A 26,522-nucleotide genomic window follows, 5' to 3' on the forward strand; every position below is an offset into this window, starting at 1 on the left:
TGTCGGGTGGCGATCACCTCTTGCGTACGACGACGAAGTCGGCGAGGGCGACGAGCTGGTCGCGCACCCGCTGCGGCATGTCGACGTCGTCCAGGGCGCGGATCGCAATCGCGTGCTGGCGGCGTGCCTCGTCGGCGGTCCACTGGCGGCCACCGGCGGCTTCGATGAGGGCGGCGCGGGCCGCGAACTCCTCCTCGGAGAAGTTCTCGAAGTCGTTGCTCTTGGCGTCGGCGGTGAGCAGCCGGCCGAGTTCCTCGCAGGCGGGTCCGCCGGCCGCGAGGGCGGCGACGACGGGCAGGGACTTCTTGCGCTGGCGCAGGTCGCTCCAGGTCTGCTTGCCGGTCGCCTCCGGGTCGCCCCAGATGCCGAGGAGGTCGTCGACGGCCTGGAAGGCGAGGCCGAGGTGGTAGCCGTACTCCTCCAGCTTGTCGGCGGTGCGGTCGTCGGCGCCGCCGAGGACGGCGCCGATGGAGACCGCGCAGGCGAGGAGGGCGCCGGTCTTGTTGCCCTCCATCTCCAGGCACTCCTCGACGCTGACGCGCTCGCGGTGCTCGTAGGAGATGTCCTGCGCCTGCCCGTCGATCAGCTTGCGGCTGGCGGTGGTCAGGCGGCGGGCCGCGCGGCCCGCCTCGACGGTGCCCAGTTCCAACAGGACCTCGTTGGCGAGGGCGAACAGGGCGTCGCCGACGAGGATGGCCAGGGCCGGGCCGTGGACCTTCCACACCGTGTCGCGGTGACGGCGCTGCTCGTCGCCGTCCATGAGGTCGTCGTGCAGCAGCGAGAAGTTGTGGACGAGTTCGACGGCGACGGCGCCCGGGATCCCGACCTCGGCCGCGGCGCCCGCGGCCTCGGCGGAGAGCAGGGCGAGGGCGGGACGGACGGCCTTGCCGCCGTCGCCGTCCGCCTCGTTGCCGTCGGCGTCGATCCAGCCGAAGTGGTAGGCGGCGACGGTGTCCATGGGCGCCGCGAGCCGGTCCACTGCGGCGCGGAGCACGGGCGTCGACAGGGTGCGGCCGCGTTCCAGGAGCGCGAGCGTGTCCGCCTTCTCCAGGCCCCCTCCGGCCGTGCCCACACTGGCAGCCGTGTTCTCGACAGCCGGGTTCCCCGGGTTCACTGGCTCTCCTCTGGTTCCTGTACGTGCTGTTCGTGCTGTGCCTGTGGTGCTGGCGCCGGTCGTCATACCGCCTCCCGCAGCGGGTGTTCGCCGTGGCGCCCCAGCGCTTCGAGTGCGGTGTGCGCCGCGGCGAGGCCGCTGCGCACGGCCCCCTCCATGGTCGCGGGCCAACCGGTCGCGGTCCACGCTCCGGCGAGGTGGAGCCCCGGCGTGTCGGTCCGCGGGCCGGGGCGCAGCCGGCCGACTCCGGGCGTGGGGGCGAAGGTCGCGGTCCGTTCCCGGGTGACGAAGAAGTCCCGTACCTTCGCTCCGCGCGCGGCGGGCAGCAACCGTTCCAGCTCGGGCAGGTACTTGGCGCGCAGGACCGCGACGGGTTCCTCGATGTCGTCCTGGGCGACCGACTGGGACAGGGCCAGGTACTGGCCGCCGTCGCTCATGCCGGAGGCTTCCGTGCGGTCGAAGACCCACTGGACGGGCGAGCCCAGAGCCGCGAAGAAGGGCCGCTTGAGCACCTTGCGGTCGTAGACGACGTGGACGTTGAGGATGGGCGCGGTGCCGATGTCCAGGAGCTTGTCCGGGTCGGGCAGCGCCCCGGCGGGCAACAGGGCGTGCGCCTCGCGCTGGGGGACGGCGAGGACGACGGTGCCCGCGTCGAGGGCCCCGTCCTCGGTGTCGACCCGCCAGGCGCCTTCCCCGGTGCGGGAGAGGGCCGTGACGCGGGTGCGCAGGGCGGTCGTCACACCGGCCCGGTCGAGCGCCTTGCGGGCGAGGGTGTCGTGGAGGTCGCCGAGCGGAACCTTGGCCCAGCCGATGTCGGCCGCCCCGTTCTCGGAGAGCAGGCCGGTCTTGAAGACCATGGCGGCCAGGCCCAGCGAGGACTGTTCGGCCGTGGCGTTGAGCGTGGCGACGCCGACGAGGTCCCACAGCGCCTCGATGGTGCGCGGGGACTGGCCGTAGCGGCGCAGCCAGGTGGCGAAGTCGAGCCCGTCGAGGGCCGGGTCGGTGGGGTCGAGGCGCCGCAGCGCGAGGGCGGCGCGCCCGACGGAGGCCCGTTCGGCGAGGGAGAGGTGCGGGTAGCGGGCCAGGGCTCCGGCCAGGTGCAGGGGGACGGGCAGGGCGCTGCGGCGCAGTCGGCCGAGACGGGGGCCGCGCGGGTGGGCGACGTCGAGGACGGGGACGTCGAGCCGGTCCTGGAGCGGGGCGAGGTCGGCGCCGTCGACGCGATCGAGGAACCACCGGTAGGCGGTGCAGCAACGCAGGTAGACGTGCTGGCCGTTGTCGACGGTCAGGTCCCCGCGCTTGAAGGAGAAGGCGAGGCCGCCGAGGCGCGGACGCCCTTCGAGCAGGGTGACCCGTAGTCCGGCGTCGGCGAGTTGGAGTGCGGCGGTGACTCCGGCGAGCCCGCCGCCCACGACGACGGCACGGTCGTCGACGGCGCGGTCGTCGTGGTCGCCCCGGTCGGTGCCGCTCATGAACCCTCCCCCACGCCGTAGTGCCCTGCCGGGCGCACCGGCGCGGGGTCCGGTCCGGCGGAGCCCGACGGGTTAGACGCGACGGCGGCCCGGGTGGTTGCCCGGCCGCCGGCGGCGCCGGGGTCCGTGGTGCGGTCCATCAGATCCGCCTCCGCGTGCTCTGGCGCGCGATGGTGCGCGCGTCGAGGCCCGACAGGCCGCGTACGGCGACGTACGCCTTCTCGTGCGGCGGCAGCGAGACGCGGCCGCGCAGGACGGCCTCGGGCTCGCGCTCGATGCGGTCGAGCAGACGGCGGTAGATCCCGGCCATGGCGGCCACGCAGGCGCCGCTGCGCCGGTCGAGCAGGGGCAGCAGCCGGTAGCCCTCGACGAACAGGGCGCGGGCGCGCCGGACTTCGTGGTGGACGAGGCCGGCGAAGTCGGAGCCGGCGGGGGCCCGGTCACTGCCGAAGCCTTCGGAGCAGCCGAACTTGGCGAGGTCCTCGGCGGGCAGGTAGGTGCGTCCGTTGGCGGCGTCCTCGCGGATGTCCCGCAGGATGTTGGTGAGTTGCAGGGCGAGGCCGAGGACGTCGGCGTACTCGTCGGCCCGGGCCGCCTCGGGTCCGGTGCCGCGCACGGTGCCGAACACGCCGAGGGAGAGCCGGCCGATGGCGCCGGCGACGCAGCGGCAGTAGACCTTCAGGTCGTCCCAGGTCTCGTACTCCTGGCCGCGGACGTCCATCAGGACCCCGTCGATGAGTTCGTCGAGTCCGCCGAGCGGGATCGGGAAGCGGCGTGCGGCGTGCGCGAGGGCGACGGCGACCGGGTCGGTGTCGTCCTCGTCGATCTCCTCGGCGCGGATGCGGTCGAGGAGCGCGCGGGTCTCCTCCAGGCGGGTCAGCTTCGCCTCGGGCGGGAGCGTGCCGTCGCCGATGTCGTCGACGCGCCGGGAGAAGGCGTACAGCGCGGACATCGCCTGCCGCTTGTCGGTGGGCAGCAGCCTGATGCCGTAGGCGAAGTTGCGTGCCTGCGTTCCGGTCACGGCCTCGCAGTAGCCGTAGGCCGCGATGACGGGTGCGGACGGTACGGACGCGTGTGTGGGGCCCTCCACGTTCGGGCTCACCCCTTTCTCGGCGCTGTGCGCAGGACGGCGGCCACCTCGCGGAGCAGGCCGCTCCGGGTGGGCTTTGGCGGTCCGGGAAGCGGGTCGAACCCGGCGTCCGAGACCGCCCTGAGGGCGGCGCGCCCCCCTCCCACGAAGCCCGCGAGCAACAGCCGGAGCCTGCCGTGGACGCTGCCGACGAGCGGGAGGCCCTCGTCCAGGAGCAGGCGCGCGCGTTCGGCCTCGAAGGCGACCAGGGCGCGGACGGACGCGCCGGCGGACGGCGCCTTGAGGTCGGTCCCGGTGACGTGGAAGCGGCGCATGTCCTCGGCGGGGAGGTACACGCGGTCGCGGCCGAGGTCCTCGGCGACGTCCTGGAGGTGCTCGGCGATCTGTAGGCCCGTGCAGACGGCGTCGGAGAGTCGGACGCGCTCGGGGGTGCTCGTTCCGGTGAGGGAGAGCACGAGGCGCCCCACGGGGTTCGCGGAGAGTTCGCAGTAGGCCAGCAGGTCCGCGTACGTCTCGTAGCGCGTGACCCGCTGGTCCTGGCGGTTGGCCTCGATGAGCCCGAGGAAGGGTTCGGGCGTCAGGCCGTGGGCGCGGACGACGGGCGGGAGGGCCAGCAGCAGGGGGTGGCGCGGGGGGCCGTCCGTACCGCCGAAGACCCGCATGAGGTCGGCTTCGAGGGCGTCGAGCATGGCGGTGCGGTCGTCCGAGGCGGCGGGGTCGAGGCCCAGGAGCACCGCGTCGCGGCCGCCGGGGGCGAGGTCGCCGTCGCCGATGTCGTCGACGAGGCGGGCGTACCCGTACACCGCCATCAGGCCCGCGCGCCAGGCGCGGGGAAGGAACGCGGGGGCTACGGGGAAGTTTTCGGCCGCGGCCTTGTCGAGCGTGGCGCGGGCGTGGGGGTCGAGGGTCCCGTCGGGGGCTCCGGGGCCGCCGGGCCGGATGCCGTGCCCGGGGGTCACCGCCCGCCGCCCGGGGCGGGGACGGCCACTGTGCCTGGGGGCCGGAGAATTCCCGTAGCCATTGCCGTCACATCTCCCGTTCTACACTGCCGAACCAAGCCATCCTATTTCGGACACGCCGCCGGAGTTTACCCGGGGTACCCGAGGAGTTTCGGCTGCGGGGAATCGTCCCCTCTTGGCGCGATGGAGAACTGGTCCAGCTTACGCTGTACAACGCCGCGGGGGCCTATCGGGTATTCACCGGAGCACGGAATGTCGCCCCGCCGCGAATTGCGTCGCGGCCGACCGTCCCGCTCGTCCGCCGCGGCACGGCGAGGCCCCCGCCGCGGACGCGGCAGGGGCCAGTACTCGCGAGGATCCCGTAGGTCAGTGGCCGGATGCCTTTTCGTACGCCGAGACGACTTCCTCGGTGGGCCCGTCCATCAGGAGTTCGCCCTTCTCCAACCACAGCACCCGGCTGCAGGTGTCGCGGATGGACTTGTTGTTGTGGCTCACGAGGAAGACCGTGCCGGCCTTCTCCCGCAGTTCGCGGATGCGCGCCTCGGAACGGACCTGGAACTTGCGGTCACCGGTGGCGAGCGCCTCGTCGATCATCAGGACGTCGTGGTCCTTGGCGGCCGCGATCGAGAAGCGCAGGCGCGCCGCCATTCCCGAGGAGTAGGTGCGCATCGGAAGGGAGATGAAGTCCCCCTTCTCGTTGATCCCCGAGAAGTCGACGATGTCCTCGTAGCGCTCCCTGATCTGCTCGCGGGTCATGCCCATCGCGAGTCCGCCGAGGACGACGTTGCGCTCGCCCGTCAGGTCGTTCATCAGGGCGGCGTTGACGCCGAGCAGGGACGGCTGGCCGTCGGTGTACACCTTGCCGGACTCGCACGGCAGGAGGCCGGCGATGGCGCGCAGCAGGGTGGACTTGCCGGAGCCGTTCGAGCCGATCAGGCCGATGGCCTCGCCCCGGTAGGCGGTGAAGGAGACGCCGCGCACCGCGTGCACCCGGCGCACGCCGGGCGCGTCGCCCTTGGAGCGTCGCATGATCTTGCTGAGCGCGGCGGTGGCCGCACCCTTGCCGGCGCCGCCGGTGTTGACGCGGTAGACGATGTGGACGTCGTTCGCGATCACGGTGGGGACGTGTCCGTCGGTCTTGTCAGCCACGGCCGTAACGCTCCTCAGCCTTCCAGAAGTACACGAAGCCGCCGACGCCGATCACCACGGCCCAGCCCACGGCGAAGAGCCATACGTGCGGGGGCAGGTTGCTCGCGCCGTAGTCGTCGATCAGCGCGAACCGGATGAGGTCCATGTAGATCGCCACCGGGTTCCACAGCAGCACGTCGCTGATCCACTGCGGCTGGTCCTTGAGGTAGATGCCGATCGGGAACATCACGCCGGAGGCGTACATCCAGGTACGCATCACGAACGGCATCAGCTGCGCGAGGTCGGGGGTCTTGGAACCCATCCGCGCGAAGATCATGGCGAGGCCGGTGTTGAAGACGAACTGCAGCGCCAGCGTCGGGACCACCAGCAGCCAGGACAGCCGCGGGTAGTTGCCGAAGCTCACGGCGATCACGAAGACGACCACCATCGAGTACAGCAACTGCTGGAGCTGCTGCAACGAGAAGGACACCGGCAGGGCGGCGCGCGGGAAGTGCAGCGCGCGCACCAGGCCGAGGTTGCCGGAGATCGCCCGCACGCCCGCCATCACCGAGCTCTGCGTGAAGGTGAAGACGAAGATGCCCATCATCAGGAACGGGACGTAGACGCCGTCGGGCATCTCCTTGCCCGCGCCGAGGATCAGGCCGAAGATCAGCCAGTAGACGGCCGCGTTCAGCAGGGGGGTCGCCACCTGCCAGACCTGGCCGAGCTTCGCCTGGCTGTACTGGGCGACCAGCCTGGCCCGGGAGAACGCCAGGATGAAGTGGCGCCGCCCCCAGAGCTGGCGGACGTACGGGCCCAGAGCGGGGCGGGCCCCGCTCACGGACAGGCCGTACTTCCTGGCGAGCTCCTCGGGGCTCAGTCCCGCGTCTTCGGACACCGGCCTGCTCGTGGCGATGGCGCCGTCGTGGGTTGTGTCACTCACAAGTCGAAACTTTCCGTCTTCAAGATGCGGCAGAAGGGGCATCGGGCCGCAACGCCGGACCCGTGACCGGGGCCATCGTCGCAGACACGGGCTTGTCAGATGACAGGAGGCCGGCCGAGCCGGGTCAGCCGCCACACGGTACGCCACCTCATCGGACGTCTGGGACCGCACGGGGTGGTCCAGCCCTCCTTGAAGCCGCCGAACCAGGCCTTGAGGGCCGGCCCCGACGGCTTGCGCACGAGGGTCAGCGCGAGCCAGACGCCCAGGTAGAGCGGCACCAGCGGAGCGGGCAGGTTCCGACGGGCGAGCCACACCCGGTTACGGGCCACCATACGGTGGTAGACCGCGTGCCGGGAGGGGGCGGTGGTCGGGTGCAGCAGCACCATGTCCGCCCGGTAGTCGATCGACCACCCGGCGTCGAGGGCGCGCCAGGCCAGGTCGGTTTCCTCGTGGGCGTAGAAGAACTCGCCCGGCAACGTCCCGACCTGCTCGAACACCTTCGTGCGGACGGCGTTCGCGCCGCCCAGGAAGGTGGTCACGCGGGAGGAGCGCATCGGGTCCGAGGCGCGCAGCCGGGGCACGTGCCGGCGCTGGGTAGCGCCGGTGTCGGGGTCGGCGATGCGGAAGCTGACGATGCCGAGCGCCGGGTCCTCGGTGAAGGCCTGCCGGCACAGCTCGGCGGTGTCGGTGCGCTCCAGCAGGCCGTCGTCGTCCAGGAAGAGCAGGACGTCCACGTCGCGGCCGCCGGGGCCGAAGGCCTCGATGCCCGCGTTGCGGCCACCGGGGATGCCCCGGTTCTCGGGCAGTTCCACGGTGCGCACGCCCTCGGGGACGCCCGTCTCCGGGGTCAGCGGCACGCCCTGGCCGACGACGACGACCTCGACCGGGTCCCCGTCCTGCCGGGCGACCGAGTCGATCAGGGCCTTGAGGTCGTCGGGGCGGTTGCCCATGGTGATGACGACCGCGCCGACGCGCGGCGGGGCGCTCACCGGAGCCTGCTCGACGCGAGGACGGAGACCAGGTGCAGCACGGTCTGCAGCAGGGCGATGCCGGCGAGGACGGCGACGCCGAGCCGGGAGAAGAACAGGTCGCCACGGACCTGGTCGGCCACGGCCAGCAGCAGGATGAGCAGCGAGGCCTCGATGCCCAGGACGAGGCGGTGGAACTTCAACGCGGCCGCGGCCCGGCGGGCCAGGGCCATCCCGGAGGAGCGCGGCTCGGAGGCGGCCTCCTGCACGGGCGGCTTGCCCACCTGGTGGCGGGCGACGCCGACCAGGTCGGTCTCGGCCTTGATCAGGATCGCGCCGAGCGCCGCGAGGGTGCCCAGGAAGGCCCACAGCCAGTCGATGCGGCCGGTTCCCCACAGGTCGGAGGCGCGCAGGCCGAAGCCGACCAGGACCGCCGCGTCGCACAGGTAGGCGCCGACGCGGTCGAGGTAGACCCCGGACAGCGAGAACTGCTTCTTCCAGCGGGCGACCTCGCCGTCGACGCAGTCGAGCAGCAGGTACAGCTGGACCATGACCACGCCGAGGACGGCGCCCCACACGCCCGGCACCAGCAGGGCCGGGGCGGCGAGCACGCCGGCCAGGGTCATCACGTAGGTCAGTTGGTTGGGCGTGACCTTGGTGGTGACCAGCAGGCGGGTGATGCGCAGGGAGATCTCGCGCATGTACAGGCGGCCGCCCCAGTGCTCCCCGCTGCGCCGGTCCTTCACGCCCGCCGGGTGAACGACGGGCCGGAGTTCAGCTACGGATGGTCTTGGCATAGTCGGCGTAAGCGTCCCTGATCTCGGCGGCGGACAGGTTGAGGTGTTCCAGGATGGTGAAGCGCCCCGGACGGGTCTGGGGGGCGTACTCGACGGCCGCGACGAACTCCTCGACGCTGAACCCGATCTCCTCGGGCAGCACGGGCAGTCCGTGACCGCGCAGCACCTCGACGAAGAGTCCGGCCTTCTCGGCGGCCCCCCGCAGGTGCATGGCGAAGGCGGCGCCGATGCCGACCTGCTCGCCGTGCAGCGCGGAGCGGCCCGGGTAGAGCAGGTCGAAGGCGTGGCTGATCTCGTGGCAGGCGCCGGACGAGGGCCTGCTGTCACCGCTGATCGACATGGCGATGCCGGACAGCACGAGGGCCTCGGAGAGCACGGTGAGGAACTCGTCGTCCCCGCAGCCGCCGGGGTGGCGGAGCACGGACTCGCCTGCGGTGCGGGCCATGGCGGCGGCGAGGCCGTCGACGGCCTCGCCGGTGATCGCGTGCGAGAGTTCCCAGTCGGCGATGGCCGAGATGTTGGAGATCGCGTCGCCGATGCCCGCGCGGATGAACCGCACCGGGGCGTCCTTGATCACGTCGAGGTCGATGACCATCGCGATCGGGGTGGGCACCCCGTAGGAGCCGCGCCCGTTGTCGTTGTCCAGGATGGACACCGGGGAGCAGATCCCGTCGTGCGACAGGTTGGTGGCGACGGCCACCATGGGCAGGCCGACCCGCGCCGCGGCGTACTTCGCCACGTCGATGATCTTGCCGCCGCCCAGGCCCACGACGGCGTCGTAGCGGCGACCCTTTATGTCGTCGGCCAGTTTGACCGCGGAGTCGATGGTGCCGTCGACGACCGGGTACCAGTCGGCGTGCGGCAGGACGGGCTCCAGCTTGGCGCGCAGCGCCTGACCCGAGCCCCCGCTGATCGCGATGGCGAGCTTGCCGGACGCGGAGATGCGCTGGTCGGCGAGCAGGCCGGCCAGGTCGTCCATCGCCCCTCGGCTGATGTCGACGACAACGGGCGAGGGGATCAGCCGCGTCAGTACTGGCATGCGATCGTCCGGCCCTTGGCGAGGTCGTCGTGGTTGTCGATCTCGACCCACTTGACGTCGCCGATGGGAGCGACGTCGATGGTGAAGCCGTCGTTCACGAGCTGCTGGTAGCCGTCCTCGTAGTAGAGGTCGGGGTCGCGCTCGAAGGTGGTCTTGAGGGCCTCGGCGAGCTGCTCGGCGGCCTCGGGCTCGATGAGGGTGACACCGATGTACTCGCCCGTCGCTTCGGCCGGGTCCATCAGCTTCGTGATCTTCCGCACGCCCTGGCCCTCGGCCGTGACGACCTTCATCTCCTCGTCGGCCAGGCTCTTGACCGTGTCCAGCGCGAGGATGATCTTCCGGCCCTCGCCGCGGGCGGCGAGCAGGGTCTTCTCGACGGACACGGGGTGGACGGTGTCGCCGTTGGCGAGGATCACGCCCTGCTTGATGACGTCACGCGCGCACCACAGGGAGTAGGCGTTGTTCCACTCCTCGGCCTTGTCGTTGTCGATCAGCGTGATCTTGACGCCGTACTTGGCCTCCAGGGCCTCGCGGCGCTCGTACACGGCCTCCTTGCGGTAGCCGACGACGATCGCGACCTCGGTGAGGCCGACCTCCGCGAAGTTGCCCAGGGTCAGGTCGAGGACCGTGAGGCTCTCCTCCTGGCCCTCGGGGCCGACGGGCACGAGGGCCTTGGGCAGGGTGTCGGTGTAGGGACGCAGGCGGCGTCCGGCACCGGCAGCGAGTACAAGGCCGATCATGCTGGTTCTCCTTCGTCATGTACGGCGGGTGCTCCGGAGGAGACCCAGAAGCGGATGCTCTCCACGAGCACCACCAGTGCCACGAACACGGCCAGGGCCGTGAGCGCGACGGGGAACGCGTCACGGGCGAGGACGGCGGCCAGGACCGCGGTCAGCAGGACCCGGCCCTCGTGGCCGCCGGTCACCCGCACCAGCCAGTGCGGGGGCGCGCCCGAGCCACCACGGATGCGGTAGACCGTGTCGTAGTGATGGTAGGCGACCGCCGCGACCAGTCCGAATGCGGCGGGAAGGGCTCCCGGCACGTCCGCCTTCCAGGCGAGGACGAGGACCGTGGTGTATTCGGCGGCCCGGAAGAGCGGCGGCAACAGCCAGTCCAGCGCGCCCTTGAGCGGCCGGGCGACGGCCCCGCCGCTGAGCACCGCGTACATCAGGGCGGCGTAGACGACCGTCATGGCGCCGAAGGGGGCCCAGCAGACGGCGCCGATCACCAGCGCCGCCCCGAGCACCGCGAAGGGCAGGCTCAGGGTGCGCCCCGGGTGGGAGACGATCCTGGCGACGAGTTCGGCGAGCGGGCCGGTGTCGGTGAGGTCGCGCAGCGCCTGGGCGGCGCGGTCGGTGCGCCGCGCCTTGCGGGTCAGGGAGCGCAGGACCCGGCCGGCGGTGGTGTAGAGGGCGCCGAAAGCGCAGCCGATGAGCAGGGCGTAGAAGACGATCCGGGGCGTGGTGACGGCGGTCAGGACCGCGATCATGGCCCAGCGCTCGCCGATCGGCAGGATGATCATGCGGCGGGCCCAGACCGTCCAGCCCACGCTGTCGAGCCGGCCGGACAGCGCCGCCGTCGGACTCGTGTTGGCGGTCGCGTCGTGGTTCGCCTCGTTGAAGGAGAAGTCGACGACGTGCCGGCAGGTCATGAGGATCATCGCGCCGAGGGCCAGGCCCCAGACGTCGTCGCCGTCGCGGGCCGCGCCGAGCGCGAGGCCCGCGTAGAAGGAGTACTCCTTGGCGCGGTCGAAGGTCGCGTCGAGCCAGGCGCCCATCGTCGAGTACTGGAGCGAGTAGCGGGCGAGCTGTCCGTCGGTGCAGTCCAGGACGAAGGAGACCAGCAGCAGCACACCGGCCGCGACGTAACCCCAGCGGTCACCGGTGGCGGCGCAGCCCGCCGCGATCAGCGCGGTGATCAGCGAGGCCGTGGTGACCTGGTTCGGGGTGAGGCCGCGGCGCGCGCACCAGCGGGCGATGTAGCGCGAGTAGGGGCTGATGAAGAAGGTGGTGAAGAACCCGTCGCGGGACTTGACCGCGGTCCGCAGCCGGACGGCCTCGTCGTCCACGGCGGCGACGGCGGCGACGGCGCTCTCGCGTTCCGCCCCCGCGGCGGGCACGGCGGCGACGAGGGTGCCGAGTTCGGGTCGCTGGACCGTCGTGCCGGAGCCTTCGACGGCGGCCGCGAGCCGGTCGGGGTAGGGCCCGGCGCCGAGCGCCTCGGGCGCGAGGGCGGCGGCCTCGTCCAGGGCGGCGCGGGCGGCTCCCCGTACGGCGAGCGCGCCGGTGACGGCGCAGGCGTCGAAGCGGGGGTCGGTCAGCGCGAGGCGCAGGGCGTGGACGTGCCCGACGAAGGCGCTGTCGACGAGAGCCACGCGCTGGTCGGCCGGTACGTCGGCCAGGGCCGCGGCGGCGTCTTCGGGACCGGTGACCGGGCGGACGTCGAAGCCGAGCGACACCAGCTCGTCCGCAAGCGGCGATCCGGGTACCGGCGGGCCGGTGAGGATGACGGTCGGCAGACGAACTCACTCCTTGCAGCGCGTACGGGACGGCCGCCACGAGGGGTGGCGGCACGTCGGCAGAGGCTATCGGATGAATGGAAGCCGGCATTCATCCGCTGTTTTCGACCGGATGTTACGGTGGACGAAGACGTGTTCGACTTGTGTAAGCACGTCTTCAGAACATCGGGTCGGCACACGAGCGGGAAGAGGTGGGGTTGATGACCGTCGTAGTGGTCGCGGCTTTGCGCGGCGAACTCCGGGACCTCACCACCTCCTTCCGGGCGTCCGGCCGGGTCTGATCGCACCGATCGACCCCGTCGGCCGGAGCCCCCTTTCCAAGGGTTCACGTTGACCGACACCACCGACACCACCGGCACCACCGGTTCCTCCTCCGACAGTTCTTCGTCCGGCGCCCCCGACGCCTCCGACGAGGCCGTCTTCGCGGCCTTCATGGAGTTGCACCGGGGCCTGCCCCGGCAGTCCCCCGGCTCCGACGCGTCCACGCGCCGGATGCTCTCCCTGTGCGGACCGCTGCCCGAGCGGCCGCGGGTCCTCGACATCGGCTGCGGCCCCGGCCGCAGCGCCCTGCTGCTCGCCGCCGAGGCGGGCGGCGCGGGCTTGGCCGAAGTGACCGCAGTCGACCTGCACGAACCGTTCCTCGACGAGCTCCGCGCCGCCGCCGCGGCCCGCGGACTCACCGACCGGGTACGGGCCGTCAGGGCGGACATGGACGCGCTCCCCTTCGAGGACGGCTCCTTCGACCTCGTGTGGGCGGAGGGTTCCGCCTACGTCATCGGCTTCGACCGGGCGCTCGCACGGTGGAAGCGACTGCTCGCGCCCGGCGGCACGCTCGTGTTGAGCGAGTGCGAGTGGACCGCGGCGCAACCCTCCGGCGGGGCGCGGGCCTTCTGGGACCCGCGGTACCCGCTGCGCCAACCCGCCCGCAACCTCGCCGCCGCCCGGGCGGCCGGGTACCGGGTGCTGGGCGTCCACCCGCAGCCCGACTCCGACTGGGCCGAGTACTACGGCCCGCTCGGCGAACGCGTCCGGGACGCCGACACGGGGCCCGACACGGAGCCCGCCGCCGGGCCCGACGCCACGACCGCCGCGGCGGGCGTCGCGCTCGCCGCCGTGCGCGAGGAACTGGACGTACGGGTGCGGCACGGGCACGAGTACGGGTACACCGGCTACGTCCTGGGCCCGGTGACCGCCGGCGGCGACGGGCGGTGGCCGGCCCGGCCGGAGACCCCGGCCGACGCGACCGGGGTGCGCGCCGTCAACCTGGCGGCCTTCGACACCCCGTCGGAGGCGGACCTCGTGGACGCGCTGCGCGCCGACGCGTCCTGGCTGCCGGGGCTCTCGTACGTCGCCGAGGCGCCCGACGGGTCGGTGGCGGCGCACGCCCTGCTGACCCGCTGCACGGTCGACGCCGCGCCGGCGCTCGCGCTCGCCCCGGTCGCCACCGCCCCGGCGCACCAGCGCGCCGGGGCCGGGAGCAGCGTCGTACGGGCCCTGCTCGCGGCGGCCCGGGAGCGGGGTGAGGCGCTGGTCCTGGTGCTCGGACACCCCGAGTACTACGCGCGCTTCGGCTTCGCGCCGGCGTCGCGGTTCGGCATCCGGGCGCCCTTCGAGGTACCGGACGAGGCCATGATGGCGCTCGTCCTGGACGACCGGGTCCCGGTTCCGGCGGGCACCATCCGCTACCCGGCGCCGTTCGGCGTCTGACGCCGCGCCCGACGCGCTGACGCTCCGCCCCCCGTCGCCTATCACGCGATGGGGGGCGGACATGCGTGGATCCCGCGAAGTGGGGATGAGCCCCTTTTGTACGGCAGACTGAAGGCCGAAGTCCGAAGCGAAGGATGGGTATGCCGACCACACCAGCCACCGCCGCGCAGAGCGGGTTCCCCGGCGCCGGCACTCCGGAAGCGATCATGCTCGAACTGGTCGACGAAGCCGGCAACACCATCGGCACGGCGGAGAAGCTGTCCGCCCACCAGGCCCCCGGTCTGCTGCACCGGGCGTTCTCCGTGTTCCTCTTCGACGAGCAGGGCCGACTGCTGCTCCAGCGGCGCGCCCTCGGGAAGTACCACTCCCCCGGCGTCTGGTCGAACACGTGTTGCGGTCACCCCTACCCCGGCGAGTCCCCGTTCGCGGCGGCGGCCCGGCGCACCCATGAGGAGCTGGGGCTGTCCCCGTCGCTGCTCGCGGAGGCCGGGACCGTGCGGTACAACCATCCGGACCCCGCGTCCGGGTTGGTCGAGCAGGAGTACAACCACCTGTTCGTGGGACTCGCGCAGGCGGCGCCGAAGCCGGATCCGGAGGAGGTCGGCGACACCGCGTTCGTCACCGCCGGGGAACTGGCCAAGCAGCACGCCGAGGTGCCGTTCTCGGCCTGGTTCATGACCGTGCTGGACGCGGCGAGGCCCGCGATCCGCGAGCTGACCGGCGACGTCGCGGGCTGGTAGGAACCGCGGGCCCCTCAGGACGCCGGGTCGCGCGGGGTGGTCAGGGGCAGGGCCGCCCAGATCACCTTGCCGCCCGTCGAGGTGTGCTCGACGTCGCAGACCCCACCGGCCTCCAGCGTCACCTCGCGCACGAGGAGCAGGCCCCGGCCGCCGGTCTGGCCGAAGTCGGCCTCCAGCGCCTTGGGCCGGTACGGGTGGTTGTCCTCGACGGCCACCCGTACCCATTCGCGACCCACCGCGACCTCGACGGCCACCTCCGGGGAGAGCAGGGCCGCGTGCCGCACGGAGTTCGTCACCAGCTCGGAGACGATCAGCAACAGGGAGTACACCAGGTCCTGATGGGCTGGCACCCCCTGCCGGCCGAGCAGGTCTCGGACCGCCCGGCGGGCCTGCGGAACGGATTCTTCTACCGCCGGCGCGGTGAAGCGCCACACTCCTTCGTACGCGAGGGGGTCCGCCGGAGCGGGCGCCTCACCTCCCCCGGCTGGCGGGACGTTCCCGCTGTCTGTCATTTTCCGGCCCCCGTCTTCGCGCTCGATCGTCTCCACGCGTCAAGAGTGGGGAACAGCCAGGTCCGGACCGGACCTCTGACCAGAAGTCAGCGTCAATCGGACACTTTCTGACCACTGGCGTATGACGGAGTCAGTTGTTGGACCGTTCCTGATCCGGTCCGGGCGCTTCGCGGACGGTCTCCCCCGTCCCGTCCGTCGCGTCCGACCCGCCCGCCACCTCGTCCTCCCGGACCGGGCCGAGGATCCGCCGGGCACCGTAACCCAGGGCCACCGGGCTCAGCCCGTCGGACAGGCCGACGGGCTCCGGGGTCGGAGTCCCCCTTGATCACAGGAGCGGCGGGCCCCGGATAGCATCCGGCGCATGGACGCAGCCCGGGACGCAACCCTGACCCACACCGTCACCGACGGAGTGGCCACCGTCGTCATCTCGCACCCCGCCAAGCGGGGCGCCATGACCGCCGCGATGTGGCGTGCGCTGCCCGCGCTGCTGCCGGGGCTCGCGGCCGATCCCGCCGTACGGGTACTGGTGCTGACCGGGGCCGGGGGCACCTTCTGCGCGGGCGCCGACATCTCCTCCCTCACCGGGGACGACGACCCCCAGGCGCTGTCCGTGGCGGCGGAGGAGGCCCTCGCGGCGTTCCCCAAGCCCACCCTCGCCGCGATCCGCGGGCACTGCGTCGGCGGCGGCAGCCAACTCGCGGCCGCCTGCGACCTGCGCTTCGCCGAGCGGGGGGCCTCCTTCGGGGTGACCCCGGCGCGGCTCGGCATCGTCTACCCGGCTTCCTCCACCCGGCGACTGGCCTCGGTCGTCGGGCCGGCCTGGGCCAAGTACCTGCTGTTCTCCGCCGAGTTGATCGACGCCGAGCAGGCCTTGCGGGCCGGGTTCCTGACCGAGCTGCTGCCCGCCGGTGAACTCGACGAGCGGGTGGCCGAGTTCACCCGGATCCTGACCACCCGTTCCTGGTTGACCCAGGCGGCGGCCAAGGAGTTCGTGGACGGCCGCACCGACCGGGACGCCCACTGGGCCGAGCGGGCCGCGGCGAGCGGCGACGCCGCGGAGGGCGTCGCCGCGTTCCTGGAACGCCGCGCGCCGGTCTTCAGCCCGCCGCCGGCGGAATAGAGGCGCGCAACCGGGCGACGATCTCGGCCGGGGCCTTGTCCGGGGAACCGGCGTCGTACGGCGGCTGGGGGTCGTACTCGCACATCAGCTGAACGGTCTGCGCGTACGTGTCCCCGGCGATCCGGCCCAGCAGGCCGAGGCCCATGTCGATGCCGGACGACACCCCGGCGGCGGTGACGTACTTGCCGTCGTACACCACCCGCTCCCCGGTGGGCTCGGCGCCGAAGGGGACCAGCTGCTCCAGGTAGAGCCAGTGGCTCGCGGCCCGGCGGCCGTCGAGCAGCCCGGCGGCGGCCAGCAGCAGGGAGCCGGTGCAGACCGAGGTGGTCCAGGTCGTGCCGGCGTCGACCGCGCGCAGCCAGTCGAGGACCGCGGGGTTCTCCATCTCCACCTCGGGATGCGGGCCGCCGGGCACGACGACGATGTCGGGCCGGGTCACCTCGCCCAGCGCCCGGTCGGCGACGAGGGCGAGCGAACCGTTGTCCGTCCGCACCGGCCCGGGCCGCTCCGATACGAAGACGGTCTCCGCGCCGTCGAGCCGGCCCAGGGTCTCGAAGGGTCCGATGGCGTCGAGGGCGGTGAACCGGTCGTAGAGCAGTACGGCGATCTGCATGGCTCCTCCGGAGCTGTGGTCGGGCGGACCGGACCGGTTGCTGGTCCGGTCGTCGGGTGTCAGGTGTCAGGTGTCGGGTCGCTGCGTGTTCCGTCGGATCCGTCGGATCGCCGTGTTCCGTCGTGATGGTCAGGGCCGGGCGCGGCGGGTCGGGGGCCGAAGCGGCGGCGGTACTCGGCCGGAGACTGTCCGAAAGCCCTTACGAACGCCCGGCGGAGCGCTTCGGGGGTGCCGTAGCCGCACTCCCGGGATACCAGGGCGACCCCGTCCCGGCCGTCCTCCAGGAGCCGCCGGGCGTGCTCCACCCGGACCCGCTCCACGTACCGGCCCGGCGTCACTCCGGTCTCCGCCCGGAAGGCCCGGGCGAAGTGCCGCGGCGAGAGCGCGGCGCGGGCGGCGAGGGCCTCCACTCCGAGGTCGTCCCCCGGGTGCTCGGTGATCCACTGCTGGACGTCCCGCAGCGGATCCCGGCGGGCCGTCTGCGCGGACAGCTGGGCGCTGAACTGGGCCTGGTTGCCGGGGCGGCGCAGGAACACCACGAGGTGCCGGGCGATGAACAGGGCCACGTCCCGCCCGAAGTCCTCCTCTACCAGGGCGAGCGCGAGGTCGATCCCGGCGGTCACCCCCGCCGAGGTGGCCACGGGGCCGTCGCGGACGTGGATGGGGTCCGGGTCCACCGTCACCGCCGGGTAGTCCCGGGCCATCCGCTCGCACACGTCCCAGTGCGAGGTGGCCCGCCGGCCGTCGAGCAACCCCGCCTCGGCGAGCAGCAGGCTGCCCGTGCACACGGACACCAGCCGCTCGGCGCGTCCCCCGTGCGCGCGGAGCCAATCGGTGACCCGGGGCTCGCACTGGGCCGAGTACTGCCCGCCGGGCACCAGCAGGGTGGTTCCCGGGCCGGGGCGGGCACTCTCCAGGTCCCCGTCCGGCACCAGGGTCAGTCCGCTGTTCGTCCGTACGGGAGCGCCGCCCGGCGACACCGTGGTGATCGCGTAGCCGCCCTCTCCGGGGCACCGGGCGACCCCGCTGAACACCTCGACCGGGCCGGTCACGTCCAGGCTCTGAACCCCGTCGTAGAGGACGACGAGCACGTTTCGCAGCGTCATGCCTCCATGGTGTGACCTGGCCCCGATGGCCGCAATGACGGGTATCCCACCCATCCGGCCATGCCGCCGGCCGTGCGATCCTTCCGGGATGTTCCGCCGCGGGTCCCTTGGGGGGCCCGGCCGTGCCCGTCCCGGAGTACCGTCCTGAACACCGTCCTCGCCGAGTCCCTGTCGGTCGCCGCCCTCCTCGGGGTGCTGGCCTTCGCCGTGCTGCGCCCGCGCGGGCTGCCGGAGGCGGCGGCCGCGGTGCCGGCTGCCGCGCTGCTCGTCGCCCTAGGTGTGGTCTCCCCAGCCGATGCCTGGGAGCAACTGCGGGAGCTGCTGCCCGTGGTCGGGTTCCTGGCCGTGATCCTGGTCCTCGCACGGCTGTGCGCCGACGAGGGGTTGTTCCGCGCGGTCGGCGCGGCCGTGGCCCGGCGGTCGGCGGGGCGGGAGCCGGGGACGCTGCTGGGCCCGGTGTTCGTGGTGGCCTCACTGGTCACCGCCGCGCTGAGTCTGGACGCCACCGTGGTGCTGCTGACCCCGGTGGTGCTGGCGACGGCCGCCCACCTCGGGGCGCGGCCGCGACCGTACGTCTTCGCCACCGCGCACCTGGCGAACTCGGCCTCGCTGCTGCTGCCCGTGTCGAACCTGACCAATCTGCTCGTCTTCGCCGCGAGCGGGCTCTCCTTCACCCGGTTCGCCTCGCTGATGGCGCTGCCCTGGGCGGTGGCGATCGGCGTGGAGTACGTGGTGTTCCGGCGCTTCTTCCGCGCCGACCTGTCGGCCCCGCCCGCGCACGCCCCGGACGTCGTGGAGCGGATCGCGATGCCGCGCTTCGCGCTCGCGGTGCTGGTCCTGACGCTGGCCGGCTTCGCCGTGACCTCCTTCGCGGGGGCGAGTCCCGTCTGGGCGGCGCTGGCCGGGGCGGTGGTCCTGGCCGTACGGGCCCTGCGGCGCCGCGAGACCACGCCGGTCAGGTTGGTGGCGTCGGCCGCGCCCGCCTTCTGCCTGTTCGTGCTCGCGCTGGGCGTCGTCGTACGGGCCGTGGTGGACCACGGCCTCGGCGACGGGCTCGCACGGGTGCTGCCCGCCGGGGACTCGCTGCCCGCGCTGCTCGCCGTGGCCGGCGTGGCCGCCCTCCTCGCCAACCTGATCAACAACCTGCCCGCCGTGCTCGCGCTGCTGCCGTTGGCCGCGCCGGGCGGGGCCGGACCGGTGCTGGCCGTGCTGATCGGGGTGAACATCGGCCCGAACCTCACGTACGCGGGGTCGCTGGCCACGCTGCTGTGGCGGCGGATCCTGCACGGCCACGGCGAACGCGTCGAGCTCGGGGAGTTCACCCGGCTGGGGCTGCTCACCACACCGGCGGGCCTGGTGGCGGCGGTGGCGGCCCTGTGGGCGGGGCTGCGGCTGATCGGCACCTGAGGCCCCCGCGGGCGCGGATAGGATCGGGGCATCATGACTGCAACCCTCGTCGCCAAGAACCTCACCGCCGCGCACGGTGAGCGCACGCTCTTCGCCGATCTCGACCTCGTCGTCGCGCCCGGCGACGTCATCGGACTCGTCGGCGTCAACGGCGCCGGGAAGTCGACCCTGCTGCGGCTCCTCGCCGGGCTGGACGCCCCGGAGACCGGTGAGCTGCGGCTCTCCCCGCCCGGCGCGGCCGTCGGTCACCTGCCGCAGGAGCCCGATCGGCGCCCCGGCGAGTCGGTCCGGGACTTCCTCGCCCGTCGTACCGGTGTCGCCGCCGCGCAGGCCGCCCTGGACACGGCCACCCAGGGGCTCGTGGACGGCACCGCGGGCGCGGACGACGCGTACGCGGACGCCCTCGACCGCTGGCTGAACCTCGGCGGCGCCGACCTCGACGAGCGGGCCGAGGAGGTCGCCGGGGAGCTCGGTCTCGGCGTCGGCCTGGACCTGCCGATGACCGCGCTGTCCGGCGGCCAGGCCGCCCGCGCCGGTCTGGCCTCGCTGCTGCTGTCCCGGTACGACGTGTTCCTGCTGGACGAGCCGACCAACGACCTGGATCTGGCCGGCCTGGAGCGGCTGGAGCAGTTCGTCACGGGGCTGCGCGCGGGCACCGTGGTGATCAGCCACGACCGCGAGTTCCTGACCCGGACCGTCACCAAGGTCCTCGAACTCGACCTGGCGCAGCAGCAGATCAACCTCTACGGCGGCGGCTACGACTCCTACCTGGAGGAGCGCGAGCGGGCCCGGGGCCACGCCCGTGAGGAGTTCGACGAGTACGCGGGCAGGAAGGCCGCCCTCGAAGGCCGGGCCCAGATGCAGCGCAACTGGATGGACAAGGGCGTGCGCAACGCCCGCCGCAAGTCCTCCGACAACGACAAGATCGGCAAGAACCTGCGCGGCGAGTCCAGCGAGAAGCAGGCCGCGAAGGCCCGCCAGACGCAGCGCGCGATCGAGCGGCTGGACGTCGTCGAGGAGCCCCGCAAGGAGTGGGAGCTGCGGATGGAGATCGCGGCGGCCCCGCGCTCCGGCTCGGTCGTGGCCACCCTGCGCGAAGCGGCCGTGCGGCGCGGGGACTTCGCGTTCGGTCCGGCGAGCCTGCAGATCGACTGGGCGGACCGGGTCGCGATCACCGGGGCCAACGGCGCCGGCAAGTCCACGCTGCTCGCGGTGCTGCTCGGCCGGCTCGCGCCGGACTCCGGCGGGGCGACCCTCGGCTCCGGTGTCCTGGTCGGTGAGGTGGACCAGGCCCGCGGGTTGTTCCTGGGGGACGAGCCGCTGCTGGAGGCGTTCTGCGCGGCGGTCCCGGACACCGAACCGGCCGAGGTGCGCACCCTGTTGGCGAAGTTCGGGCTGAAAGCGGCGCACGTCCTGCGGACCGCGGCGACCCTCTCCCCCGGCGAACGCACCCGGGCGGCGCTGGCGCTGCTCCAGGGGCGCGGGGTGAACCTCCTGGTCCTCGACGAGCCGACGAACCACCTCGACCTGCCGGCGATCGAACAGCTGGAGGCCGCCCTGGACGCCTACGAGGGCACCCTGCTGCTGGTGACGCACGACCGCCGGATGCTGGACGCCGTCCACGTGACCCGTCGCCTGGAGGTCGTCGACGGCAAGGTCACCGAGCTGTAGCGGCGGCCTCGCGGGCGCGGTGTTCGCGCGCCTGACGCACCCGCCCGGCGGCCTCCTCGTCGCCGGGCGGCAACCGGGCGGCGAGCGGCTCGCCCGCCATGCCCGGCGTCGCCCGGTACCGGACCGGGTCGCCGCGCTCGCGGACCGGTGGGCGTACGAGCGCGGCGTACGCGTCGGGCAGCCGGCCGGTGGACAGTGCCTCGCACGCCGCGAGCGCCGCGCCCCGCGGGTCGGGCGTCTCGGCCGCGAGTTCGGCGGACACCTCGACGGGCCCCGCCCCCGACCGCAGGGCCACGCGGGCCCGCTCCACGGGCCCGCTCACGTCTCGGATCCGGCCGGGGGTCGGCGCGTGCGGGCCATCCGGCGGGCGACGAAGTCGCGCGGCAGGTGGCGGGCGGCGAGGGCGTACGCCTGGTAGCGGCGGCCCGTGATGCTGACCGGTCGGCGCCGGGCCAGGTCGCGCAGGGCCTTGGCCACCACGGCCTCGGGCTCCAGCCAGACCGCGTCGCGCAGCGCGCTCACGTCCATGCCGGCCCGTTCCTGGAACTCGGTGCGGGTGAAGCCCGGCACCACCGCCAGCACCCGGACCCCGTACGGCTCCATGTCCACCCGCAGCGATTCGCTGAAGGCGGTCACCCAAGCCTTGGCGGCCCCGTACGTCCCGGTCGGCAGCAGTCCGGCGACCGAGGCCACGTTGAGCACGGCGCCGCGGCGGCGGGCGCGCAGGCCGGGCAGCAGGGCGTGCGTGAGCCGCAGCGGGACCTTCACGAGGAGGTCGAGCATCCGTTCCTCGTCCTCGATCGGGTTGTACGGGAAGGGCGCGGCGAGTCCGAAGCCGGCGTTGTTGACGAGGACGTCGACGGGCCGGTCGGGGTCGGCGAGCCGGTCGGCGACGGCCGCGCACTGCCGCGCGTCCAGCAGGTCGGCGGGCAGCACCTCGCAGTCGACGCCGAACGCGCCGCCGAGTTCGGCGGCCACGGACTCCAGCCGGGCCTTGTCGCGGGCGACGAGGATCAGGTCGCAGCCCTTGGCGGCGAAGCCACGCGCGAAGGCCGCGCCGAGTCCGGCGCCGGCCCCGGTGATCAAAACGGTGGTCAAGACGGTTCCACTTCCTACGGGTGCGGGCAGTCGGGCGAACGGGCGGACCGGGACGCGGTGAAGGCGGCGGTGCCGGGCGCGGCCCAGGCGTGGGCCACGTCGACCAGGAACCCGGCCTCGCCCTCCAGGTCCCCGCCCTCGGCGGACGTGCGGATCTCTGCGGGCAGTTCCAGCGCTCCGGTGCCGGGCCGGCCGGGCTCCCCGGCGAGCTTGGCCCGTCGGGCCTGGTGCAGTACGCAGGCCAGCGCGGCGGCCGTCCGCCGCCGCTCGGGGATCCCGCTCCCGGCGACGTGGTCGCGGGCGAGTTCGGGCACGCCCGGGTCCACGTACTCGCCGAGCACCAGGATCGCGTCGCGGGTCTCGATGACCTTGCGGTAGACGAGCAGGCCGCGCGGCAGCGGCGGCCACAGCAGCTCCAGCACCCGGCCGGCCCGGGGCGGGGTCAGCACCACGTGCGGGACCGCCTCGACGAGGTCCCGCCACAGCGGCCACAGCCGCCAGGCGGTGGTGACGTCGGCGGTGGTGCGGCGCAGCGCGAACAGGGTCGGCACCAGGATCGCGACGGCCCGCAGCAGGCCGTGCGCGTTCATCAGCAGTGGCAGGGCGGGCATCGCCCAGGTGCTGCCGAACAGGGCCTTGAGGAGGTACGCGAACCAGAACAGTCCGGCGAGGGCGGTGCCGAGGCCGAACAGGCGCAGTCCGGCGGCCAGGGCGCGGCTCTGCGTACGGCGGGCGTAGCGTCGGCAGACCCGGACGCAGATGGTGTTGGCGATCAGGTGGGCGGAGATCAGCACGAGCCAGTAGGCGAGGGAGGGCGCCGGGTCTCCGGTGGGCGGGATGCCGTGGGCGCCGTGGTCGGGCGCGGTGGCGTCCAGGGTGAGCAGGGCGGCCGACCACAGCAGCGTGCCGATCCAGGCGGCGCGTTGGAGCGCGCGTCCGCCGGTGGCGGCGGCGACGAAGTAGAGCACGGCGCCGGCGGACAGCACGCCGATGAGGTTGCGGACGAGGCCGACGGTGTGCGCGTAGCCGGGGTCGCGGCTCATGGCGTGGGCGACGACCGCCGGCAGGTTGAGGGTCATCGCGGCGGCGGCGGTGGCGACGGCGAGCCACAGTCCGCGCTGCTGCGGTGAGCGCAGGGCGCCGGGGGCGCGCAGCAGGACGGCCACCCACAGGCACACCACGCTCGGTACGGCGAGCCAGTCCCCGAGGGCCGCGAGGTCAGTCGCCATCGCGCGGACCCCGCTCGTAGCCCATGGCGGACTCCAGCCGGGCGAGGGCGCCCCGGGGTGCGCGGGCCGGCCGCCGGCGGCGGGGTCCGGTGGTGCGGGTGCGGATCATGCTCGCGAGCAGTTCCGCCTCGCGTTCCTGGAGGTTGGTGTAGTTGGTGCGGCCCAGGACCACCGGCGCGCGGTCGGCGGTCTCCTCGGCGTCGAGGGAGTGGTGGCCGAAGAGGATGTGCCCGAGCTCGTGGAGCACGATGTGCTCCCGGTGCAGCGGGGTGGTGCGGGCTTCGTAGAAGACGTGGTCGACGGTCGCGGTTCCCACCCACAGGCCGCAGACCCCGGATTCGGCGGCCTCGGGGGGCAGGGGGTGCAACCGGATGGGTCGGCCGCGCTGTTCGGCGACGCGCGCGCACAGTCCGTCGAGGGAAAACGGATGGGGCAGATCCATATGGCCGAGAATCAACTCGCACCGTTTGCGGAGGCTGAGATCCCCATGGGGCATGTGGTCCCTCTTCGAACCCTTTCTCGGGCAGCGTCGGTAGGCGTGCGGGGGCATCGGCATAAGGTCCTGTGCCTTGAGGCGGCCTCGGGAAGGCGGTCCCGGAGGGGTGCGACGGAACACCCGTCCGTACGGACGAACAGGTGTTCCGCCATGCCTACCGATTGCGCGCGGGGCTTGGCAAGGCATGCCGCCGGGTCGGGGTGGCTATCCGGCCATTCCCGACCGCCGGGGCGGACCGGCCTCAGCTCCGCTTGCGGCGCTCCTCGGGACCGGTGAGACCGGCCTTGCGCAGGGCGTCGGCCATCGCGCTGTTCGCGGGCGCCGGGGCGCCGCCCCGCCGGCCCGCGTCGGCGCCGCCGCCCTGCCGCTGCCCCGTACCGGGCCCGTTGCGCTGACCTTGGCCGCCCTGGCCGCCCTGGCCGCCCCGGCGGTCCTGCCCGGCGCCGCCCTGGACGCCGGCGCGTCGGGCGGCGTCGCCCTGGCCGCCGCCCTGGTTCGCCGCGCCGCGCTGCTGCGGGGGTCGGCCGCCGCCCCGGCGCTCCTCGCGCTGCCGGGGGGCGCCGGCGCCGCGCTCGGCCCCGGCCTCGTCCTCCAGCCGCAGGGTCAGCGAGATCCGCTTGCGCGGGATGTCCACGTCCATGACCTTGACGCGGACGATGTCGCCCGGCTTGACGACGTCCCGCGGGTCCTTGACGAAGGTCTTCGAGAGGGCCGAGACGTGCGCCAGGCCGTCCTGGTGGACACCGATGTCGATGAAGGCGCCGAAGGCGGCCACGTTGGTGACGACGCCCTCCAGGATCATCCCGGGGGCCAGGTCGCCGATCTTCTCCACGCCCTCCTTGAAGGTGGCCGTCTTGAAGGCGGGGCGCGGGTCGCGGCCCGGCTTCTCCAGCTCGCGCAGGATGTCGCCGACCGTCGGCAGGCCGAAGGCCTCGGTGACGAACTCCTCCGGCCGCAGGGAGCGCAGGACGGACGTGTTGCCGATCAGCGCCGCGACGTCACCGCCCGCGGTCTTCCCCATCGCCCGGACCACCGGGTACGTCTCGGGGTGCACGGCGGAGGCGTCCAGCGGGTCGTCCCCGTCGCGGATCCGCAGGAAGCCCGCGCACTGCTCGTACGCCTTCGGGCCGAGCCGGGCCACGTCCTTGAGGCCCTTGCGGCTGCGGAAGGGGCCGTTGGCGTCGCGGTGGGCGACGATGTTCTCGGCGAGGGTGCCGCTGATGCCGGACACGCGCGAGAGCAGCGGCGTGGAGGCGGTGTTGACGTCCACGCCGACGCCGTTCACGCAGTCCTCGACGACCGCGTCGAGGGAGCGGGAGAGCTTCGTCTCGGACAGGTCGTGCTGGTACTGGCCGACGCCGATCGACTTCGGGTCGATCTTGACGAGCTCGGCCAGCGGGTCCTGGAGCCGGCGGGCGATGGAGACGGCGCCGCGCAACGACACGTCCATGCCCGGGAGTTCCTGTGAGGCGAAGGCCGAGGCGGAGTACACGGAGGCGCCCGCCTCCGAGACCATCACCTTGGTCAGGCCCAGTTCGGGGTGGCGGGTGATGAGGTCCCCGGCGAGCTTGTCGGTCTCGCGGGAGGCCGTGCCGTTGCCGATGGCGACGAGCTCGACGGCGTGTTCCTTCGCGAGGCGGGCCAGCTTGGCCAGGGACTCGTCCCACCGGTTGGCGGGCACGTGCGGGTGGATCACGTCCGTGGCGACGACCTTGCCGGTCGCGTCCACGACGGCCACCTTGACGCCGGTACGGAAGCCCGGGTCCAGGCCGAGCGTGGAGCGGGTGCCGGCGGGGGCGGCGAGCAACAGGTCGCGCAGGTTCGCCGCGAAGACGCGTACCGCCTCGTCCTCGGCGGCGGCGCGCAGCCGGGACCGCAGGTCGATGCCGAGGTGGACCTGGACCTTGGTGCGCCAGGCCCAGCGGACGGTGTCGGTCAGCCACTTGTCACCGGGGCGGGCGTGGTCCGAGGGGGCCGCGATGCCGAAGCGGCGGGCGATCATGGCCTCGTACGTGGACGGCCCGGGCAGCTCGGACGGCTCCTCCGGCTCCAGGTCCAGGGCCAGGACGTCCTCCTTCTCGCCGCGCAGCATGGCGAGCACGCGGTGCGAGGGGAGGTCGGTGAACGGCTCGGCGAAGTCGAAGTAGTCGGCGAACTTGGCGCCGGCCTCCTCCTTGCCCTCACGGACCTTCGCGGCGAGCCGGCCGCGGCCCCACATGCGCTCGCGCAGTTCGCCGATCAGGTCGGCGTCCTCGGCGAACTTCTCGGTGAGGATGGCGCGGGCGCCCTCCAGCGCGGCGGCCGGATCGGCGACGCCCTTGTCCGCGTCGACGAACGCGGCCGCGGCGACGGCCGGTTCGACCGAGGGGTCGGCCAGCAGGCCCTCGGCGAGGGGCTCCAGACCGGCCTCGCGGGCGATCTGGGCCTTGGTGCGGCGCTTGGGCTTGAACGGGAGGTAGATGTCCTCCAGTCGGGCCTTGGTGTCGGCCGCGTTGATCCGGGCCTCCAGGGCGTCATCGAGCTTGCCCTGTTCCCGTACGGATTCGAGGATGGCCGCGCGCCGGTCCTCCAGCTCGCGCAGGTACCGCAGCCGCTCCTCCAGGGTGCGCAGCTGGGCGTCGTCGAGCTCCTCGGTCGCTTCCTTGCGGTAGCGCGCGATGAACGGGACGGTGGAACCGCCGTCGAGCAGCTCGACGGCGGACTTGACCTGCCGTTCCCGTACGCCGAGCTCCTCGGCGATCCTGCCTTCGATGGACATCGTCACTGTGCGGTCCCGCCTGCCTTCGTTTGCGTGG

The 26,522-nt window shown here is 73.3% G+C and carries 24 protein-coding genes; 5 read left to right on the forward strand and 19 right to left on the reverse strand.

The window, feature by feature from the left end; all coding sequences use genetic code 11:
• Positions 1-13 precede the first annotated feature (13 nt).
• From ACZ4XJ_RS04935 to ACZ4XJ_RS04985, 11 genes are all read right to left on the reverse strand, one after another.
• On the reverse strand, positions 14-1,114 hold the full coding sequence (locus ACZ4XJ_RS04935) for a polyprenyl synthetase family protein (RefSeq protein ID WP_383991120.1): 1,101 nt from the start codon (positions 1,112-1,114) through the stop codon (positions 14-16).
• 62 nt (positions 1,115-1,176) lie between these two features.
• Entirely contained in the window at positions 1,177-2,586 is a 1,410-nt protein-coding gene (hpnE, locus tag ACZ4XJ_RS04940; protein ID WP_468495335.1) for a hydroxysqualene dehydroxylase HpnE, read from the reverse strand.
• A gap of 139 nt (positions 2,587-2,725) precedes the next feature.
• Entirely contained in the window at positions 2,726-3,688 is a 963-nt protein-coding gene (gene hpnD, locus ACZ4XJ_RS04945) for a presqualene diphosphate synthase HpnD (protein ID WP_468495336.1), read from the reverse strand.
• Positions 3,685-4,617, reverse strand: coding sequence for a squalene synthase HpnC (gene hpnC, locus ACZ4XJ_RS04950; protein WP_362875837.1), 933 nt, complete (start codon positions 4,615-4,617; stop codon positions 3,685-3,687). Before hpnC ends, hpnD begins: the two co-directional genes overlap by 4 nt.
• A 384-nt stretch (positions 4,618-5,001) precedes the next feature.
• The gene (locus tag ACZ4XJ_RS04955) at positions 5,002-5,784 is read right to left on the reverse strand and encodes an ABC transporter ATP-binding protein (RefSeq protein WP_362875703.1); all 783 of its coding nucleotides are present in this window, start codon (positions 5,782-5,784) and stop codon (positions 5,002-5,004) included.
• Positions 5,777-6,706, reverse strand: coding sequence for an ABC transporter permease (locus ACZ4XJ_RS04960; protein WP_468495337.1), 930 nt, complete (start codon positions 6,704-6,706; stop codon positions 5,777-5,779). The genes ACZ4XJ_RS04955 and ACZ4XJ_RS04960 overlap by 8 nt, the downstream gene beginning before the upstream one ends.
• Before the next feature lie 95 nt (positions 6,707-6,801).
• A complete protein-coding gene (locus ACZ4XJ_RS04965) occupies positions 6,802-7,656 on the reverse strand; it encodes a glycosyltransferase family 2 protein (protein ID WP_468495460.1) in 855 nt (284 codons plus the stop codon).
• A 35-nt stretch (positions 7,657-7,691) separates the two neighbouring features.
• Positions 7,692-8,471 (reverse strand): CDP-alcohol phosphatidyltransferase family protein, encoded by a 780-nt coding sequence (locus ACZ4XJ_RS04970; RefSeq protein ID WP_383991108.1) that lies wholly within the window; start codon positions 8,469-8,471, stop codon positions 7,692-7,694.
• Positions 8,449-9,510 carry an iron-containing alcohol dehydrogenase family protein gene (locus ACZ4XJ_RS04975; protein ID WP_362875699.1) on the reverse strand — a complete coding sequence of 354 codons (1,062 nt, stop codon included), beginning with the start codon at positions 9,508-9,510 and terminating at the stop codon, positions 8,449-8,451. The genes ACZ4XJ_RS04970 and ACZ4XJ_RS04975 overlap by 23 nt, the downstream gene beginning before the upstream one ends.
• Positions 9,498-10,250: a phosphocholine cytidylyltransferase family protein gene (locus ACZ4XJ_RS04980; RefSeq protein WP_362875698.1), complete on the reverse strand. Its 753-nt coding sequence runs from the start codon at positions 10,248-10,250 to the stop codon at positions 9,498-9,500. The genes ACZ4XJ_RS04975 and ACZ4XJ_RS04980 overlap by 13 nt, the downstream gene beginning before the upstream one ends.
• Positions 10,247-12,028: a DUF5941 domain-containing protein gene (locus ACZ4XJ_RS04985; protein ID WP_362875836.1), complete on the reverse strand. Its 1,782-nt coding sequence runs from the start codon at positions 12,026-12,028 to the stop codon at positions 10,247-10,249. Before ACZ4XJ_RS04985 ends, ACZ4XJ_RS04980 begins: the two co-directional genes overlap by 4 nt.
• Positions 12,029-12,460: 432 nt before the next feature.
• Here ACZ4XJ_RS04985 and ACZ4XJ_RS04990 point away from each other — a divergent pair, with 432 nt between their 5' ends.
• Entirely contained in the window at positions 12,461-13,735 is a 1,275-nt protein-coding gene (locus ACZ4XJ_RS04990) for a GNAT family N-acetyltransferase (RefSeq protein ID WP_468495461.1), read from the forward strand.
• Positions 13,736-13,875: 140 nt separating this feature from the next.
• Positions 13,876-14,475, forward strand: coding sequence for an isopentenyl-diphosphate Delta-isomerase (gene idi, locus ACZ4XJ_RS04995; RefSeq protein ID WP_362875697.1), 600 nt, complete (start codon positions 13,876-13,878; stop codon positions 14,473-14,475).
• 14 nt (positions 14,476-14,489) lie between these two features.
• Here the strand turns inward: idi and ACZ4XJ_RS05000 are convergent, their stop codons facing one another.
• Positions 14,490-14,987 (reverse strand): ATP-binding protein, encoded by a 498-nt coding sequence (locus tag ACZ4XJ_RS05000; protein ID WP_362875696.1) that lies wholly within the window; start codon positions 14,985-14,987, stop codon positions 14,490-14,492.
• A gap of 361 nt (positions 14,988-15,348) precedes the next feature.
• On the opposite strand from ACZ4XJ_RS05000, the gene ACZ4XJ_RS05005 reads away from it, so the two are divergent.
• Positions 15,349-16,107 carry an enoyl-CoA hydratase/isomerase family protein gene (locus tag ACZ4XJ_RS05005; RefSeq protein ID WP_362875694.1) on the forward strand — a complete coding sequence of 253 codons (759 nt, stop codon included), beginning with the start codon at positions 15,349-15,351 and terminating at the stop codon, positions 16,105-16,107.
• On the opposite strand, the gene ACZ4XJ_RS05010 is transcribed toward ACZ4XJ_RS05005, so the two are convergent.
• Positions 16,085-16,720 (reverse strand): DJ-1/PfpI family protein, encoded by a 636-nt coding sequence (locus ACZ4XJ_RS05010; protein ID WP_362875693.1) that lies wholly within the window; start codon positions 16,718-16,720, stop codon positions 16,085-16,087. The genes ACZ4XJ_RS05005 and ACZ4XJ_RS05010 overlap by 23 nt on opposite strands.
• 59 nt (positions 16,721-16,779) lie before the next feature.
• On the reverse strand, positions 16,780-17,826 hold the full coding sequence (locus tag ACZ4XJ_RS05015) for a GlxA family transcriptional regulator (protein ID WP_468495338.1): 1,047 nt from the start codon (positions 17,824-17,826) through the stop codon (positions 16,780-16,782).
• Between the two features lie 168 nt (positions 17,827-17,994).
• On the opposite strand from ACZ4XJ_RS05015, the gene ACZ4XJ_RS05020 reads away from it, so the two are divergent.
• Complete coding sequence (locus ACZ4XJ_RS05020; protein ID WP_468495462.1) at positions 17,995-19,233, forward strand: SLC13 family permease; 1,239 nt, start codon at positions 17,995-17,997, stop codon at positions 19,231-19,233.
• A gap of 33 nt (positions 19,234-19,266) precedes the next feature.
• A complete protein-coding gene (locus ACZ4XJ_RS05025; RefSeq protein ID WP_362875692.1) occupies positions 19,267-20,904 on the forward strand; it encodes an ABC-F family ATP-binding cassette domain-containing protein in 1,638 nt (545 codons plus the stop codon).
• Here the strand turns inward: ACZ4XJ_RS05025 and ACZ4XJ_RS05030 are convergent.
• From ACZ4XJ_RS05030 to ACZ4XJ_RS05050, 5 genes are all read right to left on the reverse strand, one after another.
• Positions 20,891-21,226: a hypothetical protein gene (locus ACZ4XJ_RS05030; RefSeq protein ID WP_362875691.1), complete on the reverse strand. Its 336-nt coding sequence runs from the start codon at positions 21,224-21,226 to the stop codon at positions 20,891-20,893. The two genes, ACZ4XJ_RS05025 and ACZ4XJ_RS05030, sit on opposite strands and share 14 nt — an antisense overlap.
• On the reverse strand, positions 21,223-22,002 hold the full coding sequence (locus ACZ4XJ_RS05035) for an SDR family NAD(P)-dependent oxidoreductase (protein ID WP_362875690.1): 780 nt from the start codon (positions 22,000-22,002) through the stop codon (positions 21,223-21,225). The genes ACZ4XJ_RS05030 and ACZ4XJ_RS05035 overlap by 4 nt, the downstream gene beginning before the upstream one ends.
• 14 nt (positions 22,003-22,016) lie before the next feature.
• Complete coding sequence (locus tag ACZ4XJ_RS05040; RefSeq protein WP_362875689.1) at positions 22,017-23,231, reverse strand: MAB_1171c family putative transporter; 1,215 nt, start codon at positions 23,229-23,231, stop codon at positions 22,017-22,019.
• Positions 23,221-23,673 carry a hypothetical protein gene (locus tag ACZ4XJ_RS05045; RefSeq protein ID WP_468495339.1) on the reverse strand — a complete coding sequence of 151 codons (453 nt, stop codon included), beginning with the start codon at positions 23,671-23,673 and terminating at the stop codon, positions 23,221-23,223. Before ACZ4XJ_RS05045 ends, ACZ4XJ_RS05040 begins: the two co-directional genes overlap by 11 nt.
• 295 nt (positions 23,674-23,968) lie before the next feature.
• On the reverse strand, positions 23,969-26,491 hold the full coding sequence (locus ACZ4XJ_RS05050; RefSeq protein ID WP_468495340.1) for a Tex family protein: 2,523 nt from the start codon (positions 26,489-26,491) through the stop codon (positions 23,969-23,971).
• Between the last annotated feature and the right edge of the window lie 31 nt (positions 26,492-26,522).

It is taken from the genome of Streptomyces sp. NPDC029836 (assembly GCF_055574495.1).

Excerpts from the sequence above, each read along its gene's own strand:
- ACZ4XJ_RS05010 (WP_362875693.1), bottom strand. The coding sequence starts at position 16,720 with ATGCAGATCGCCGTACTGCTCTACGACCGGTTCACCGCCCTCGACGCC.
- ACZ4XJ_RS05005 (WP_362875694.1), top strand. The coding sequence starts at position 15,349 with ATGGACGCAGCCCGGGACGCAACCCTGACCCACACCGTCACCGACGGA.
- ACZ4XJ_RS05000 (WP_362875696.1), bottom strand. The coding sequence starts at position 14,987 with ATGACAGACAGCGGGAACGTCCCGCCAGCCGGGGGAGGTGAGGCGCCC.
- ACZ4XJ_RS05040 (WP_362875689.1), bottom strand. The coding sequence starts at position 23,231 with ATGGCGACTGACCTCGCGGCCCTCGGGGACTGGCTCGCCGTACCGAGC.
- ACZ4XJ_RS04975 (WP_362875699.1), bottom strand. The coding sequence starts at position 9,510 with ATGCCAGTACTGACGCGGCTGATCCCCTCGCCCGTTGTCGTCGACATC.
- ACZ4XJ_RS05025 (WP_362875692.1), top strand. The coding sequence starts at position 19,267 with ATGACTGCAACCCTCGTCGCCAAGAACCTCACCGCCGCGCACGGTGAG.
- ACZ4XJ_RS04970 (WP_383991108.1), bottom strand. The coding sequence starts at position 8,471 with ATGCCAAGACCATCCGTAGCTGAACTCCGGCCCGTCGTTCACCCGGCG.
- ACZ4XJ_RS04965 (WP_468495460.1), bottom strand. The coding sequence starts at position 7,656 with ATGGGCAACCGCCCCGACGACCTCAAGGCCCTGATCGACTCGGTCGCC.
- hpnE (WP_468495335.1), bottom strand. The coding sequence starts at position 2,586 with ATGAGCGGCACCGACCGGGGCGACCACGACGACCGCGCCGTCGACGAC.
- idi (WP_362875697.1), top strand. The coding sequence starts at position 13,876 with ATGCCGACCACACCAGCCACCGCCGCGCAGAGCGGGTTCCCCGGCGCC.
- ACZ4XJ_RS05045 (WP_468495339.1), bottom strand. The coding sequence starts at position 23,673 with ATGGATCTGCCCCATCCGTTTTCCCTCGACGGACTGTGCGCGCGCGTC.
- ACZ4XJ_RS04980 (WP_362875698.1), bottom strand. The coding sequence starts at position 10,250 with ATGATCGGCCTTGTACTCGCTGCCGGTGCCGGACGCCGCCTGCGTCCC.
- ACZ4XJ_RS04990 (WP_468495461.1), top strand. The coding sequence starts at position 12,461 with ATGGAGTTGCACCGGGGCCTGCCCCGGCAGTCCCCCGGCTCCGACGCG.
- ACZ4XJ_RS05015 (WP_468495338.1), bottom strand. The coding sequence starts at position 17,826 with ATGACGCTGCGAAACGTGCTCGTCGTCCTCTACGACGGGGTTCAGAGC.